Source organism: Citrobacter sp. Cpo015 (genome assembly GCF_030333035.1).
GTDB classification, from domain to species: Bacteria; Pseudomonadota; Gammaproteobacteria; order Enterobacterales; family Enterobacteriaceae; genus Citrobacter; species Citrobacter portucalensis.
On record NZ_JAOWGS010000019.1, the window covers coordinates 268,019 to 284,986 of the forward strand.

Here is a 16,968-nt window from a genome sequence, read left to right on the forward strand (position 1 = left end):
TTTTACCTGTCCGTGAAAGAAAAAATATCCCCCATATTATCCACAGAGTCATGTTGTGACTAAGTCTGTGGATAAATACTATATGTAGGGGTTGTTTGATAAAATAGACGCTATATGGTGAGTATTCTAGTAGGGATTCTTTTCAGCACAAGAGTTGATTTTGAGGTTAAATTGAGGTTGCAAAAGGGTGATAATCGCTAAGTGCGCGTCTTATAAGGCCTGGCGGGGATGTCAATAATTGAGAAAAAAAATAGAAAATTTGATCGAGTGCTGATTTCTTCATCTAAGGCAAGGAAAGTTCTTATGATCTGGCACAGGATTTGTAGGCCTGATAAGCGAAACGTCATCAGGCATGGTTCCAGTAAGCATGCCGGATAGCGGCGTTGCACGCTTTATCCGGCCTACAGGAGCGGTTAATCAACCTTGGCGGTGGTATGTACCATATAGTTCACATCAACGCCCGGGCCAAGTTTGAAGGTGTTGGTGATGGGGTTGTAATGCAGGCCGGTCATATGACGCTCTTTCAGTACGGTCTGGTCAACCCACTCTAATAATTCAGCAGGCTTAATAAACTTTTTCACATTGTGCGTGCCTTTCGGCACCATGCGCAGAATATATTCCGCTCCGACCACCGCCATCAGCCAGGATTTGCCGTTGCGGTTAAGCGTGGAGAAAAATACTTCGCCACCCGGTTTGACCAGCCTGGCGCAAGCTCTGACCACTGACTGTGGGTCTGGCACGTGCTCCAGCATTTCCATGCAGGTGACAACGTCATACTGATGTGCATGCTTTTCCGCATGCTCTTCGACGGTTTCTTGTACGTACTCTACCTGGATACCGCTTTCCAGTGCATGCAGTTTTGCTACCTGCAGCGGTTCAAAACCCATGTCCAGTCCGGTGACGTTGGCACCTTCGCGCGCCATACTCTCCGCCAGAATACCGCCGCCGCATCCGACGTCGAGTACCTTTTTACCAAACAGGCCGCCTGAGCGCTCAGTAATATAGCCCAGACGTAGTGGGTTAATGCGGTGCAGCGGCTTAAATTCACCCTCAAGATCCCACCAGCGTGACGCGACTGCTTCAAACTTGGCAATTTCTTCATGGTCAACGTTGTGAGCTACCGGAGGTTTTTCGGCATTCATTGGGGCTTCTACTCCTAAATTTGCGATGCAAATGAGTATATCAGCCTGACGAGATGAATAAAGCCTCTGTCTGGGGGAATCCATTTACCTGAATCTGCACGGATGTGTTATAATTTGCGACCTTTGAATCCGGGATACAGTAGAGGGATAGCGGTTAGATGAGCGACCTTGCGAGAGAAATTACACCGGTCAACATTGAGGAAGAGCTGAAGAGCTCCTATCTGGATTATGCGATGTCGGTCATTGTTGGCCGTGCGCTGCCGGACGTCCGAGATGGCCTGAAACCGGTTCACCGTCGCGTACTTTACGCCATGAACGTATTGGGCAACGACTGGAATAAAGCCTATAAAAAATCTGCCCGTGTCGTTGGTGACGTAATCGGTAAATACCACCCTCATGGTGATATCGCCGTTTACGACACCATTGTTCGTATGGCGCAGCCATTCTCCTTGCGCTATATGCTGGTAGATGGTCAGGGTAACTTTGGTTCTGTCGATGGCGACTCCGCAGCGGCGATGCGTTATACGGAAATCCGTATGTCGAAAATCGCCCATGAGCTGATGGCTGACCTGGAAAAAGAAACGGTTGATTTCGTCGACAACTATGACGGCACCGAACAAATTCCTGACGTCATGCCGACCAAAATTCCTAACCTGCTGGTGAACGGTTCGTCCGGTATCGCGGTAGGTATGGCGACCAACATTCCGCCGCACAACCTGACCGAAGTGATCAACGGCTGTCTGGCATATATTGACGATGAAGACATCAGCATTGAAGGGCTGATGGAACATATTCCGGGTCCGGACTTCCCGACTGCCGCGATCATCAACGGTCGTCGTGGTATCGAAGAAGCCTACCGTACCGGTCGTGGCAAAGTGTACATTCGCGCACGCGCGGAAGTCGAAGCGGATGCCAAAACGGGTCGCGAAACCATCATCGTTCACGAAATTCCGTATCAGGTAAACAAAGCGCGCCTGATTGAGAAAATCGCCGAGCTGGTAAAAGACAAACGCGTTGAAGGCATCAGCGCGCTGCGTGACGAGTCTGACAAAGACGGTATGCGCATCGTGATTGAAGTGAAACGTGATGCGGTCGGGGAAGTGGTTCTGAACAACCTCTATTCCCAGACCCAACTGCAGGTTTCCTTCGGTATCAACATGGTTGCATTGCACCATGGCCAGCCGAAGATCATGAACCTGAAAGATATTATTGCCGCGTTCGTACGTCACCGCCGTGAAGTCGTAACCCGTCGTACTATCTTTGAACTGCGTAAAGCCCGCGACCGTGCGCACATCCTTGAAGCGCTGGCGATTGCGCTGGCGAACATCGATCCGATCATCGAACTGATCCGCCGCGCGCCGACCCCGGCTGAAGCGAAAGCTGCGCTGGTTGCGCGTTCGTGGGAACTGGGCAACGTTTCCGCCATGCTGGAACGTGCCGGTGATGACGCCGCGCGTCCTGAATGGCTGGAGCCGGAATTTGGCGTGCGTGACGGTCAGTACTATCTGACTGAACAGCAGGCCCAGGCTATTCTGGATCTGCGTTTGCAGAAACTGACCGGCCTTGAGCACGAAAAACTGCTCGACGAATACAAAGAGCTGCTGGAACAGATCGCTGAACTGCTGCACATTCTGGGCAGCGCCGATCGTCTGATGGAAGTTATCCGTGAAGAGATGGAGCTGATTCGTGAACAGTTCGGTGACGCTCGTCGTACTGAAATCACCGCGAACAGCGCTGACATCAACATCGAAGATCTGATTAGCCAGGAAGATGTTGTCGTAACCTTGTCTCATCAGGGTTACGTGAAATATCAGCCGTTAACCGATTACGAAGCGCAGCGTCGTGGCGGTAAAGGTAAATCAGCAGCACGCATTAAAGAAGAAGACTTTATTGACCGCCTGCTGGTGGCCAACACCCATGACACGATCCTCTGCTTCTCCAGCCGTGGTCGTTTGTACTGGATGAAGGTCTATCAGTTGCCGGAAGCAAGCCGTGGCGCACGTGGACGTCCAATCGTCAACCTGCTGCCGCTGGAAGCTAACGAACGTATTACCGCAATTCTGCCAGTACGTGAGTACGAAGAGGGCGTGAACGTCTTCATGGCAACCGCCAGCGGTACCGTGAAGAAAACGGCGCTGACTGAGTTCAGCCGTCCGCGTTCTGCCGGTATTATTGCGGTTAACCTGAACGAAGGCGACGAACTGATTGGTGTAGATCTGACATCCGGCAGTGACGAAGTCATGTTGTTCTCTGCGGCAGGTAAAGTGGTACGCTTTAAAGAAGATGCTGTCCGTGCAATGGGTCGTACCGCGACCGGTGTACGCGGTATCAAGCTGGCGGAAAAAGATAGCGTGGTATCGCTGATCGTTCCGCGCGGTGAAGGTGCGATCCTGACCGTTACTCAGAACGGTTACGGTAAACGTACGGCGGCGGAAGAGTATCCGACCAAGTCTCGTGCGACCCAGGGCGTTATCTCCATCAAGGTTACCGAGCGCAACGGTTCCGTTGTTGGCGCAGTGCAGGTTGAAGATACCGACCAGATCATGATGATCACCGACGCTGGTACGCTGGTACGTACTCGCGTGTCGGAAATCAGCGTGGTAGGGCGTAATACCCAGGGCGTTATCCTTATCCGTACTGCGGAAGACGAAAACGTCGTGGGTCTGCAACGCGTTGCTGAACCGGTTGATGATGAAGAGCTCGATTCCATCGACGGAAGTGCAGCTGAAGGTGACGAGGATATCGCACCTGAAGCGGAAAGCGATGATGATGCAGCAGCGGATGACGCTGACGAGTAATTAAGACGCTATAAAAAGGGCCGGAGAAATCCGGCCCTTTTTTTAATGGCATTGCGACAAAAGACATTTACCGCTACCTTAACCACACTCTATTAATGCCCTGAGGCGGAGCTTCGCCCCTTTGAAATACCTTGCTTCCGTTCATTCAACCCTAAAAGTTTCACGCTACCTGTTCAGAGCGTTTGCGCTCGTTATCTGGTGTCTGATTGCGTTCGCCTCCGTGTTCTACATTGTGAATGCGCTGCATCAGCGAGAGTCTGAGATCCATCAGGAGCTTAATCTCAGCTCCGATCAGGCCCAGCGCTACATTCAGCGCACATCTGATGTCATTAAAGAACTGAAATATATTGCCGAGAATCGCTTAACGGCAGAAAACGGCGTGATGTCGCTGCGGGCGCGAGATGATAAAACCGTCGTGCCAAATTTTGAGCCGCTGTTTGCCGACTCCGACTGTTCTGTCATGGGCAACGCCTGGCGAGGTTCTCTGGAATCACTGGCATGGTTTATGCGCTACTGGCGCGACAACTTTTCCGCCGCCTATGATTTAAATCGAGTGTTCCTGATTGGCAGCGACAACCTCTGTATGGCCAATTTCGGCTTGCGTGACATGCCTGTCGAACGTGACGAGGCCCTGAAGGCGCTGCATGAGCGCATTATTAAGTATCGCAATGCTACGCAAGACGAAAATGGCAACAACCTGTTCTGGATCAGCCAGGGGCCGCGTCCTGGAGTAGGGTATTTCTATGCGCTGACGCCGGTTTACCTCGCCAATCGCCTCCAGGCGCTGTTGGGCGTAGAGCAGCCTATTCGTATGGAGAATTTCTTCACGCCGGGCAGTTTACCGATGGGCGTGACCATCCTCGACGAAAATGGGCATGCGCTGATTTCGCTCACTGGCCCTGAAGGGAATATTAAGGCTGAGCCCCACTGGATGCAGGAACGTTCCTGGTTTGGTTACACGCCGGGTTTCCGCGAGCTGGTATTGAAGAAGAATCTGCCTCCGTCCTCCCTGAGCATCGTCTATTCCGTTCCGGTCGATCTGGTGCTGGAGCGGATCCGCATGATGATCCTGAACGCTATCTTGTTGAACGTGCTGGTTGGCGCGGCATTGTTTATGCTCACGCGCATGTATGAACGGCGCATTTTTATTCCAGCGGAAAGCGATGCTCAGCGGCTGGAAGAACATGAGCAGTTTAACCGTAAAATCGTAGCTTCTGCGCCGGTGGGTATTTGTATTCTGCGCACGATGGATGGGATTAACATCCTGAGTAACGAACTGGCGCACACCTATCTGAATATGCTGACGCATGAAGACCGTCAGCGGTTAACGCAAATTATTTGCGGCCAACAGGTCAATTTTGTTGATGTGCTAACCAGCAACAATACCAATCTGCAAATCAGCTTTGTGCACTCGCGCTATCGCAATGAAAATGTGGCAATTTGTGTCCTGGTTGATGTCAGTGCGCGCGTTAAAATGGAAGAGTCGTTGCAGGAGATGGCGCAGGCGGCGGAACAGGCCAGCCAGTCCAAATCGATGTTCCTTGCTACGGTGAGCCATGAGCTACGTACACCGCTATATGGCATTATCGGTAACCTTGATTTGTTGCAAACCAAAGAGTTACCGAGTGGGGTGGATCGTCTGGTAACGGCGATGAATAACTCTTCCAGCCTGCTGCTGAAAATTATCAGCGATATTCTCGACTTCTCAAAAATTGAATCTGAACAGCTGAAGATTGAGCCGCGAGAGTTTTCACCGCGTGAAGTCATGAACCATATTACGGCTAACTATTTGCCGCTGGTGGTCCGCAAGCAGTTGGGGTTGTACTGCTTTATCGACCCGGATGTGCCCGTGGCGCTGAATGGCGATCCGATGCGTTTACAACAGGTGATTTCTAATCTGCTGAGTAACGCAATCAAGTTTACCGATACCGGTTGTATTGTGCTGCACGTGCAGTGCAGCGGCGACTACCTGAGCATTCGAGTGCGTGATACCGGTGTAGGGATCCCTGCCAAAGAGGTGGTTCGGTTGTTCGATCCTTTCTTCCAGGTGGGGACTGGCGTACAGCGTAATTTCCAGGGAACGGGACTCGGTTTGGCGATTTGTGAAAAACTGATCAGCATGATGGATGGGGATATTTCCGTCGATTCCGAGCCGGGAATGGGGAGTCAGTTTACGCTGCGTATTCCGCTTTATGGCGCACAGTATCCGTTGAAAAAGGGTGTAGAAGGATTGGCTGGCACGCGTTGCTGGCTGGCAGTACGCAATGCGTCACTGTACCAATTTCTCGAATCCAGCCTGACGCGTAACGGGATGACGGTGCTGCGATATGAGGGACAACAGCCCGATGCGGATGACCTGCTGGTGGCCGACGATGTGCTGGAACAGGCCTGGCAGGGACGGGCAGCGGTAATTTTCTGCCGCCGCCATATTGGCATTCCGCTGGAAAGAGAGCCTGGAGAATGGGTACACAGCGTGGCGTCACCGCACGAACTGCCTGCGCTGTTGGCGCATATCTATAGCGTAGAGCTGGGGAGTGAAGATCTCTCCACGGCGCTGCCAGCCCCGGATAAAGCCGGTGCGACGAACGATGACATGATGATCCTGGTTGTTGACGATCACCCTATCAACCGGCGCTTACTGGCCGATCAGCTGGGATCGTTGGGATATCAGTGTAAAACGGCGAATGACGGTGTGGATGCGCTCAACGTACTCAGCAAAAACCATATCGATATCGTGCTGAGTGACGTCAACATGCCAAATATGGATGGTTATCGCCTGACGCAGCGTATCCGCCAGCTAGGGTTAACGCTGCCTGTTGTGGGGGTAACGGCAAACGCGCTTGCCGAAGAGAAGCAGCGTTGTCTGGAATCAGGTATGGATAGCTGTCTGTCCAAGCCGGTGACCTTAGACGTATTGAAGCAAACGCTGGCGGTCTATGCGGAAAGAGTGAGAAAAACGCGGGGATAGGGGATAAAAGAGCCGGATGGCGGCGTTAGTCTTACCTGGCCTACGAAACGTGCACGATGCTGTGTGTTCGTAGGCCTGATAAACGCAGCGCCATCAGGCATTTTGACGTGATAAAGAATTACTCTTTGTCTGACGGACTCAGCGTCACGGAGGAGAGGTAATTCAGCAGTGCGATATCGTTTTCCACACCGAGCTTCATCATTGCCGATTTTTTCTGGCTACTGATGGTTTTAATGCTGCGGTTGAGCTTTTTGGCGATCTCAGTAACCAGGAAACCTTCGGCAAACAAGCGCAGAACTTCACTCTCTTTCGGTGACAGACGTTTGTCGCCATAGCCGCTGGCGCTGATTTTCTCCAGCAGACGAGACACGCTTTCCGGGGTAAATTTCTTACCTTTCTGCAGCGCGGCCAGCGCTTTTGGCAGGTCGGTTGGCGCACCTTGCTTCAGTACGATCCCTTCAATATCGAGATCCAGTACCGCGCTCAGGATAGCCGGATTGTTGTTCATGGTCAGAACGATAATCGACAGGCTCGGGAAATGACGCTTGATATATTTAATTAACGTGATCCCATCACCGTATTTATCTCCCGGCATGGAGAGGTCGGTAATCAACACATGCGCATCCAACTTAGGCAAATTGTTGATCAGTGCAGTGGAGTCTTCAAATTCGCCGACAACATTTACCCACTCGATTTGCTCAAGTGATTTACGAATACCGAACAGTACAATCGGGTGGTCATCGGCAATAATTACGTTCATAGTGTTCATGTATTGGGCTACCTTGCTACAGCAAGCTCTTGACGTAAACGTCAATGTCGCTGATGTATTTTTCTATACCTGGAGCATCTTTCTCTTGGATAAGATGTTCCAGCGCTTCACATAACTGCTTGCCGGGTACCAGATTAAGCATGGCAAACACGCCTTTCAGGCGATGGGCCGTTTGGGCTAATGCAGCGAAATCGCTGATAGCCGCCTCAGTATACAACCTCTTAACATCATCCGGTACTGTGTCTACAAAGAGTGCGTAGTAACCACTGGCATGAAGTTCGGCGTTTTCATCTCCGCCGAGGGGGAGTTCCTGGAACTCTTCTTGTGCCAGCTGCTCTTCAATCAGCTCAAGGACAGCTTCCTGCATAGCATTGCTCATATTAAAGTTGACGCGCAGCTGACCAGGGCCAATTTTCCGTACGCCAGACTCATCATCGCTTAAAAGCAAGCCCGAGGCAGTAAGATTAGACGGATTATCTGTTAAAAAGAGATCATATTCTTGACTATTCAACCGTTCATCAGGCGTGATGCAGGTTGCCCCCCAGTTTTCCAGCTGACGTAATACAATGCTCCGTACGTCATTTGAGGTGACATCAACCATTACGCAGACGTCATCCAACAGGCGCTCTTCACTATCAGCATGTTGATCGTGCAGCGGCATTTTAACATGGACGATGTAACGTGTTCCAAGTTCTTCCCGTGCTTTAATATTCAGGTGTCCGCCAAGCTTGCGGGCTAACTGATCGCACAGCCAGAACGTCAGCGGGTTGGCTTTGCCATACCGATCGCCCTGCGTGTCATTAATGAATGGGAAATGGAGATTATCAACTTCATTTAATGTGACGCCTTCCCCGGTATCCAGAATGCGGAAGGTCAGGCGTTCGGCCTCTGACTCATCCTGGTCGACTTCCAGCGTGATTTTACCAATCTGCGTGGTGGTTACCGCATATTGGATCAACAGCAGCAAAATACGGCGCAAGGCATCGCGATCGCCACGGCGTTCGTCATGGGCGCTTAAGTGATTTTTAATCAGCAGTTGCAGCCCTTTACGCTTAATGGCCGGCAGAACCTCCGGAACCACGTCGTCAATTAATGCCTGCACGGAAAACAGTGTGGATTCACCTTTCCAGGCATCGTTCTCCAGCAGGTTGGCTAGCTGGATTTCGTCCACCATGCGCACCAGAACGTCGGCCTGATTGGCCAGTTTCTGGCTGTCTGGTGTATTGAGCGCGGCGGCATTAGCAGCCAGCGTTTTCGCGGGGTCTTTCAGCGCGCTGCCAATATTCTGCATAAAGGCCGCGCGGGCCTGCTGGTTTTTCTCATACAGCCGCTGTGCTTGTTTCAGTTTCTTATTGACCAGCACCTCGCGGTCCTGGTCACGAATGATAAAGATCTGCGTTCTCGGGGAGATCTGGCTGCGAAACAGTCTGATTTCATACAGTTCATTATTGATGGTGGCCTGAATCACTCCCTGATGCTGCTCTGCCATATTGGTAATGTTTTGCAGATTTAAATGCGGCAGCAGGTGGTCGGCAATTTTATTGCTGATAACCGTGCGGTTTGCTTCCTGATCGTGTACCAGTAATCCCAGCGGCAGAAGGGAAACAATCTCTTCATTGATTGCGCGCAGAACACGCAGCTCATTATTTGCCGCAAGGTTTGGCGCCACTTCAGTCGAACGGGCAGGGAGGTGGCGAAAGGTGGAATAACCAAACAGCGCCAGGGCCAGTAACGCAATGTTCAATAACAGCGGCAGCAGAATGTTTTGCAGCGTATCCAGCAGCAAGGAACCAAATGGAACTTGCCATACCAGTCGCATATCCGTTGAATTCAGCGCTGAAGAGATTTCAATCTTGCCATTGTTGAAGCTGATACTGACGCTGTCTGGTGACTCTTTTTCAGTAACATGCTCGGTTGTTGAGGTGGCATCAGGTTCCAGATGGAAACCGTCCAACGGCATCCCGGGAGGAATCAGGTCATTAATGGGAAGGTCAAAGGCGACAACGGTGGCCAAATGCCCTGGCTGATTAAAGGTCGTGCGTAGCGTGAAGTAATGTCCGTTCTGCCAGACCTGGCGGCGCAAAGAAGAGAAGCTTTCACGCTCATCCAGCGCATTAGCCTGTTGCAGCATTTCAGCGCGTCGGGAATCGACAATATTCCCAATCGTCGATTCTTTAAAACCGGAGGTAAGATCTTTCAGTGGTAACGTTGAGATTAGGATCAGGCTGTTATCCTGACCATTCAGGTAATACATTGACCATGGGACATTCTCCGCGCCCCACAGCGTATCCAGATACGTTGAAATGCGCTGGGTCATTTCCAGTGTAGAACTGTCATGCGAGCCGAAAATCAGCGCTTCAGTCTTTCTGCGGGGTTTCTCAAGATAATAGATATCTTGTTTCAGACGCGTTTCCTGTAGCCCATCTGCGCCTGGCGAACTGGTTGTAGCGGCAATATTGTCATAGATTTGCCAGGTCACGTATCGCCAGGTATCGACCCTTTTATGAATGGCATGGGTAATATCGACAATCTGATAACTCTTATCCTTTAGCCAGGTGTTGACGGCGCTCTGGACCATAACACCCATCATCACCAACAGCACAACGATCAGTAATAAGAAGAAACGGGTAATACTTCCTGGTAACAGGGAGAATCGGGTGGAAACCGTTGTGTCAGACTGACTCATTCGTGTTTATGACCTGTTAAACGACGCGAAAGATGAAAGGGCAGTATAAAGGGTAATGTATGAATTACCACACTTACACCGCGCCGCCTGGCCTGCATTCTTTGCGCCTGATTTTGTTGCAGTCATGGCGGTGCAAAGGTGTACAGTGGATAAAGGCGGGTACAAATATTCGTACGGAATGTATACATTTAGCATTAAATAACAAGAAATTATTTATCAAACTTATATCTGATCGTGACGCCCGAGATAGTTAATAGTTGTTATAGTTTTTCATCGGTAGCACAGAAAGGTAAGCTTTGTGTAAAGAAGGGTAAAAAAAAACCGAACGCTGAGCATTCGGCTGAAATAGGGGTAAACAGACATTCATAAATGAATGACGGTAATAAATAAAGTTAATGATGATAGCGGGTCTATTTTAGTTGCGAGTGAAGATTTTGTTTTGTCATTCAGTGCTATAAGATATTTTTGTACAATGCATTGATTTTAAAGATAATTGAAATGATTCTTGATTATTTGTGCTTATTTCGACTGTTTTTTGATTTTAAAAAAGTTCCCTTGCATTAACATTTAGAAACATCTATGCCGATAAATGAAACACCTTAAAAGTTTTAGTATCATATTCGTGTTGGATTATTCTGTGTTTTTGCGGAGAATGAAGTTGCCGACTGGTTAATGACCTTAATCAGTATGCAGTGGCATAAAAAAGCAATAAAGGCATATAACAGAGGGTTAATAACATGAAAGTTAAAGTACTGTCCCTCCTGGTACCAGCACTGCTGGTAGCAGGCGCAGCGAATGCGGCTGAAATTTATAACAAAGACGGCAACAAATTAGATCTGTACGGTAAAGTCGACGGTCTGCACTATTTCTCCGACAACAAAGGTGATGATGGTGACAAGACTTACATGCGTATCGGCTTCAAAGGCGAAACTCAGGTTAACGACCAACTGACCGGTTACGGCCAGTGGGAATACCAGATTCAGGGTAATGCGGCTGAAAGTGAAAACAACGCCTGGACGCGTGTGGCGTTTGCGGGTCTGAAATTCGCTGACGTAGGTTCTTTCGACTACGGTCGTAACTACGGCGTAGTTTACGACGTAACGTCCTGGACCGACGTCCTGCCAGAATTCGGCGGCGATACTTACGGTGCTGACAACTTCATGCAGCAGCGTGGTAACGGCTTTGCGACCTACCGTAACACCGACTTCTTCGGTTTGGTTGATGGCCTGAACTTTGCCATTCAGTATCAGGGTAAAAACGGTAGCGTAAGCGGCGAAGACGAGAACGGCAGAACGTTCACTGGCGTGACCAACAACGGTCGTGACGCGCTGCGTCAAAACGGCGACGGCGTTGGCGGATCTATCACTTATGATATCGGTGAAGGCTTCGCGCTGGGTACTGCTGTCACCAGCTCCAAACGTACTGACGAGCAGAACCGTTTGAACTTCGGTACTGGCGACCGTGCTGAAACCTACACTGGTGGTCTGAAATACGACGCGAACAACGTGTACCTGGCGGCACAGTACACCCAGACCTACAACGCAACGCGTGCGGGCTCCCTGGGCTGGGCTAACAAAGCACAGAACTTCGAAGCCGTTGCTCAGTACCAGTTCGACTTCGGTCTGCGTCCGTCCGTGGCTTACCTGCAGTCCAAAGGTAAAGACCTGGGCCGCGGCTATGGCGACGAAGATATCCTGAAATATGTTGATGTTGGCGCGACCTACTACTTCAACAAAAACATGTCCACCTATGTTGATTACAAAATCAACCTGCTGGATGACAACCAGTTCACTCGTGATGCTGGCATCAGCACCGATGACATCGTAGCACTGGGTCTGGTTTACCAGTTCTAATCTACATTATGTCTATCAAAGGCCCTGCGGGGCCTTTTTTAATGCCGTTTTTTCGCCGTACAAACAACGATTTTTGGTGTACTCTTGCGCCCGTTCGCATGAGGATAATTACGTATGGAAATGAATTTTTATCGCGCAGCACTGCTGGCTGTGACGATCTTTTTTGTCGGGTGCGATGAGGCCCCGAAACCTGCTCAGACCACAATTCCTGCCACGGTTCTGGAAGGTAAAACGATGGGCACTTTCTGGCGGGTCAGTGTGGTAGGCGTAGATGCCAAACGCGCCAGGGAACTGCAGGCCAAGATCCAGACTCAGCTTGATGCCGATGATCAACTGCTCTCCACCTATAAAAACGATTCTGCGTTAATGCGCTTTAACCTGTCGAAAAGCCTGTCGCCGTGGCCGGTTAACGACGCCATGGCGGATATCGTGACTTCGGCGCTACGCATTGGTGCAAAAACCGATGGGGCCATGGATATCACCGTGGGGCCGTTAGTCAACCTGTGGGGCTTTGGCCCGGATCAGCAGCCGTTGCATATTCCCACCCAAGCGCAAATTGACGCTGCAAAAGCGCAAACCGGGCTTTCTCATCTGAAAGTTGTGAATGAAGCGCATCAGAACTACCTGCAAAAAGACTTGCCGGATCTGTATGTTGATCTCTCGACCGTTGGTGAAGGGTACGCCGCCGATCATCTGGCTCGATTGATGGAGCAAGAGGGGATCGCCCGTTATCTGGTTTCCGTTGGTGGTGCGCTGAACAGCAGGGGAATGAATGCTGAAGGGCATCCGTGGCGAGTGGCAATCCAGAAACCCACCGATCGTGAAAACGCGGTGCAGGCGATTGTCGACATTAACGGGCACGGCATTAGCACCTCCGGCAGCTACCGGAACTATTATGAGCTGGACGGTAAGCGCCTTTCCCATGTTATCGATCCACAAACCGGTCGCCCGATCGAACATAATCTGGTGTCCGTAACGGTGATTGCGCCAACGGCGCTGGAAGCCGATGGCTGGGATACCGGATTGATGGTGCTCGGCCCGGAAAAGGCCAAAGAAGTCGTGCGTCGTGAAGGGCTGGCGGTCTATATGATTGTGAAAGAGGGTGAGGGGTTTAAAACCTGGATGTCGCCGCAGTTTAATAGTTTTCTGGTCAGCGAAAAAAATTAAAAAGCAAGATTGCGGGTTTTTATGCCCGACGATGGGGACACACTGAGGCTAAGCGCTATGCTTAACAAAGGAGTCCGAAATGAAAAATCGTTTACGCATCACTGACGATGACCGTTGGCAGTCCGTTGTGGATCGCGACGTTAACGCCGACGGTCAGTTTGTTTTTGCCGTCCAGACCACCGGTGTTTTCTGCCGTCCGTCCTGTCGGGCAAAACATGCGCTGCGCAAAAATGTCCGTTTTTTCGCCGATGCCCAGCAGGCACAGGATGCCGGGTTTCGCCCCTGTAAGCGCTGCCAGCCGGATAAAGACAGCGCGCAACAGCATCGGCTGGATAAAATTGCCCGCGCCTGTCAGTTGTTGGAGCAAGAGTCACCTCTTACGTTGGACGAGCTGGCACAGCAGGTGGCAATGAGCCCGTATCACTTGCATCGTCTGTTCAAAGCCACGACGGGCATGACCCCGAAAGTGTGGCAACAATCATGGCGTGCTCGCCGTCTGCGCGATGCCCTGGCGAAAGGTGTTTCGGTTACACAGGCGATTCTCAACGCCGGATTCCCCGACAGCAGCAGCTACTACCGCAAAGCCGATCAAGCATTAGGCATGACGGCAAAGCAATTTCGTAAAGGTGGCGATAACGTATCTGTACGCTATACCCTCGCAGATTGCGCTCTGGGTCGCTGTCTGGTGGCGGAAAGCGAGCGGGGTATCTGCGCGATCTTGCTTGGCGATGATGACGCTACGTTGGTTGCGGATCTTCATGCGCTGTTTCCCGCCGCGCAGGATGTACCTGCAGATGCCGATTTTCAGCAGCGCGTGCGCGAAGTGATCGTCGCGATCAACTCGCGTGACGCGTCGCTATCGCTACCCCTGGATATTCGGGGAACAGCCTTTCAGCAGCAGGTGTGGCAGGCGCTGTGCGCAATTCCGTGCGGTGAAACAGTGAGTTACCAACAGTTGGCCAGCGCCATCGGCAAACCGAAGGCGGTGCGCGCGGTGGCCAGTGCCTGTGGGGCCAACAAACTGGCGATTGTTATCCCGTGTCACCGGGTGATCCGTGGCGATGGCGCACTTTCGGGCTACCGATGGGGTATTGCGCGCAAGGCGCAGTTACTGCAACGGGAAACTACTGGCGAGGAAACATAATGCTCGATCTCTTTGCGGATGCGAAACCCTGGCAGGAACCGCTGGCGTCAGGTGCGGTTATTCTGCGACGTTTCGCTTTTGACTCCGCGCCCACTTTACTTCAGGCAATAGCGGCTGTCGCCAGACAGTCGCCGTTTCGCCAGATGGTGACGCCCGGCGGCTATACAATGTCGGTGGCGATGACCAACTGCGGCCATCTGGGCTGGACGACGGATCAGCATGGCTATCTTTATTCTCCGTTTGATCCACTCACCGGCACGCACTGGCCGCCGCTGCCGGATGCGTTCGCTGATCTGTGCCAACAGGCGGCGACGGCGGCGGGCTATGCTGATTTTCAACCCGATGCCTGCCTGATTAACCGCTACACGCCAGGGGCAAAACTGTCCTTACATCAGGATAAAGACGAGCCCGACCTGCGGGCGCCGATTGTCTCTGTATCGCTGGGGCTACCAGCCATCTTTCAATTTGGCGGATTGCACCGTAATGACCCTTTAAAGCGTTTGCTGCTGGAACATGGCGATGTCGTGGTATGGGGCGGTAATTCGCGGCTGTTTTATCATGGGATCCAGCCGCTTAAAACAGGGTATCACCCATTAACCGGAGACTGTCGTTACAACCTGACGTTTCGTCTGGCGGGTAAAAAAGAATAAAAATAAGAATTATTATTGCTGTCGACGAAGAGATGTTTAAACTGCGGGCTGTTATTACTTGTCCGGGTTGTTTGCATGGAACTTTTACTTCTTGTCTGGCGGCAGTATCGCTGGCCATTTATCAGCGTGATGGCGCTCAGCCTCGCCAGCGCCGCGTTGGGGATTGGGCTGATTGCGTTTATCAACCAGCGCTTGATCGAAACGGTCGACACCACGCTGATGGTGCTACCGGAGTTTCTTGGCCTGCTGCTGTTGTTGATGGTTGTCACCCTCGGTTCTCAGCTGGCGTTGACCACGCTGGGTCACCACTTTGTCTACCGCCTGCGTAGCGAATTTATCAAACGAATTCTGGATACTCACGTTGAGCGTATTGAACAGCTTGGCAGCGCCTCGTTGCTGGCCGGTTTAACCAGTGATATCCGCAACATCACCATCGCCTTTGTTCGTCTGCCTGAGCTGGTGCAGGGGATTATCCTGACCATAGGATCGGCGGCGTATCTGGCGATGCTGTCGACCAAAATGCTACTGGTAACGGCAATCTGGATGGCAATCACCATCTGGGGCGGATTTGTGCTGGTGGCGCGGGTGTATAAACACATGGCCACCTTGCGCGAAACTGAAGACAAGTTGTACAACGATTATCAGACGGTGCTGGAAGGGCGCAAAGAGCTGACGCTTAACCGCGAGCGCGCCGAGCATATCTTTAATCAGATGTACGTCCCGGATGCCAAAGAGTATCGCCACCATATTATCCGTGCCGATACCTTCCACCTGAGCGCGGTTAACTGGTCGAACATTATGATGCTGGGTGCCATTGGCCTGGTGTTCTGGATGGCTAACAGTCTGGGATGGGCTGATACCGCCGTGGCCGCGACCTATTCTCTGACGCTGTTATTCCTGCGAACACCGTTGCTCTCTGCCGTTGGCGCGCTGCCGACACTGCTCACGGCACAGGTGGCGTTCAACAAGCTGAATAAATTCGCACTGGCACCTTTTAAGGCCGAATTCCCACGCCCAACCGCGTTTCCCAACTGGCAAACGCTGGAGCTGCGCAACGTGGTTTTTCACTATCAGGATAATGCGTTTTCCGTAGGGCCGGTGAATCTGACGATTCATCGCGGTGAACTGATCTTTCTGATTGGCGGTAACGGTAGCGGGAAATCTACGCTGGCGATGTTACTGACCGGTCTGTACCAGCCGCAGTCAGGCGAAATATTGCTTGATGGTAAGGCCGTTGCCGTTGAAAAACCGGAAGACTACCGCAAGCTCTTCTCCGCCGTGTTTACCGACGTCTGGCTGTTCGACAAACTGCTGGGGCCGGAAGGTAAAGAGGCTAATCCGCAGCTGGTCGCGAAGTGGCTGGAACATCTGAAGATGGGTCATAAGCTGGAGTTGAGCGATGGTCGTATCCTCAATCTGAAGCTGTCGAAAGGGCAGAAGAAACGCGTGGCGCTGCTGCTGGCCCTGGCGGAGGAGCGCGACATCATTCTGCTGGACGAATGGGCCGCCGATCAGGATCCCCATTTCCGCCGGGAGTTCTATCAGATGCTATTGCCTTTGATGCAGGAAATGGGGAAAACCATTTTCGCCATCAGCCACGACGATCACTATTTTATTCACGCCGATCGTCTACTGGAAATGCGTAACGGACAGTTGAGTGAACTGTTGGGCGATGAACGTGACGCCGCCTCGCGCGACGCGGTGGCTCGCACAGCCTGATCCATCGTGCCGCCGGTTTTTTAGCCACCCGGCGGCACTGTTTATTGTTATTTACATAAATCGGCATCATGA

General features: G+C 51.6%; 10 protein-coding genes. 7 read left to right on the forward strand and 3 right to left on the reverse strand.

Annotated elements, in window-relative coordinates; genetic code table 11:
* Window positions 1–413: 413 nt before the first annotated feature.
* A complete protein-coding gene (ubiG, locus tag OGY67_RS01355) occupies window positions 414–1,142 on the reverse strand; it encodes a bifunctional 2-polyprenyl-6-hydroxyphenol methylase/3-demethylubiquinol 3-O-methyltransferase UbiG (protein ID WP_137377467.1) in 729 nt (242 codons plus the stop codon).
* Window positions 1,143–1,300: 158 nt separating this feature from the next.
* Here ubiG and gyrA point away from each other — a divergent pair, with 158 nt between their 5' ends.
* Window positions 1,301–3,940, forward strand: a complete 2,640-nt coding sequence (gyrA, locus tag OGY67_RS01360) for a DNA topoisomerase (ATP-hydrolyzing) subunit A (RefSeq protein WP_057066395.1) — start codon at window positions 1,301–1,303, stop codon at window positions 3,938–3,940.
* A 121-nt stretch (window positions 3,941–4,061) separates the two neighbouring features.
* Entirely contained in the window at window positions 4,062–6,908 is a 2,847-nt protein-coding gene (rcsC, locus tag OGY67_RS01365; RefSeq protein WP_286573169.1) for a two-component system sensor histidine kinase RcsC, read from the forward strand.
* A 118-nt stretch (window positions 6,909–7,026) separates the two neighbouring features.
* Here rcsC and rcsB read toward each other — a convergent pair whose 3' ends face one another.
* A complete protein-coding gene (rcsB, locus tag OGY67_RS01370) occupies window positions 7,027–7,677 on the reverse strand; it encodes a response regulator transcription factor RcsB (RefSeq protein ID WP_003027592.1) in 651 nt (216 codons plus the stop codon).
* Between the two features lie 16 nt (window positions 7,678–7,693).
* Window positions 7,694–10,363, reverse strand: coding sequence for a phosphotransferase RcsD (rcsD, locus tag OGY67_RS01375; protein WP_286573171.1), 2,670 nt, complete (start codon window positions 10,361–10,363; stop codon window positions 7,694–7,696).
* Between the two features lie 737 nt (window positions 10,364–11,100).
* Here rcsD and OGY67_RS01380 point away from each other — a divergent pair.
* The 5 genes from OGY67_RS01380 to OGY67_RS01400 all read left to right on the forward strand — a co-directional run bounded on the left by OGY67_RS01380 (window position 11,101) and on the right by OGY67_RS01400 (window position 16,896).
* Window positions 11,101–12,216: a porin OmpC gene (locus OGY67_RS01380; protein WP_048215883.1), complete on the forward strand. Its 1,116-nt coding sequence runs from the start codon at window positions 11,101–11,103 to the stop codon at window positions 12,214–12,216.
* Between the two features lie 114 nt (window positions 12,217–12,330).
* Window positions 12,331–13,383 (forward strand): FAD:protein FMN transferase ApbE, encoded by a 1,053-nt coding sequence (gene apbE, locus OGY67_RS01385; protein ID WP_071444655.1) that lies wholly within the window; start codon window positions 12,331–12,333, stop codon window positions 13,381–13,383.
* A 79-nt stretch (window positions 13,384–13,462) separates the two neighbouring features.
* Window positions 13,463–14,527 carry a bifunctional DNA-binding transcriptional regulator/O6-methylguanine-DNA methyltransferase Ada gene (gene ada, locus OGY67_RS01390; RefSeq protein WP_250671952.1) on the forward strand — a complete coding sequence of 355 codons (1,065 nt, stop codon included), beginning with the start codon at window positions 13,463–13,465 and terminating at the stop codon, window positions 14,525–14,527.
* On the forward strand, window positions 14,527–15,177 hold the full coding sequence (alkB, locus tag OGY67_RS01395) for a DNA oxidative demethylase AlkB (RefSeq protein WP_079934555.1): 651 nt from the start codon (window positions 14,527–14,529) through the stop codon (window positions 15,175–15,177). The genes ada and alkB overlap by 1 nt, the downstream gene beginning before the upstream one ends.
* 75 nt (window positions 15,178–15,252) lie before the next feature.
* On the forward strand, window positions 15,253–16,896 hold the full coding sequence (locus OGY67_RS01400) for a multidrug ABC transporter permease/ATP-binding protein (RefSeq protein WP_197385678.1): 1,644 nt from the start codon (window positions 15,253–15,255) through the stop codon (window positions 16,894–16,896).
* The last annotated feature ends 72 nt before the right edge of the window (window positions 16,897–16,968 follow it).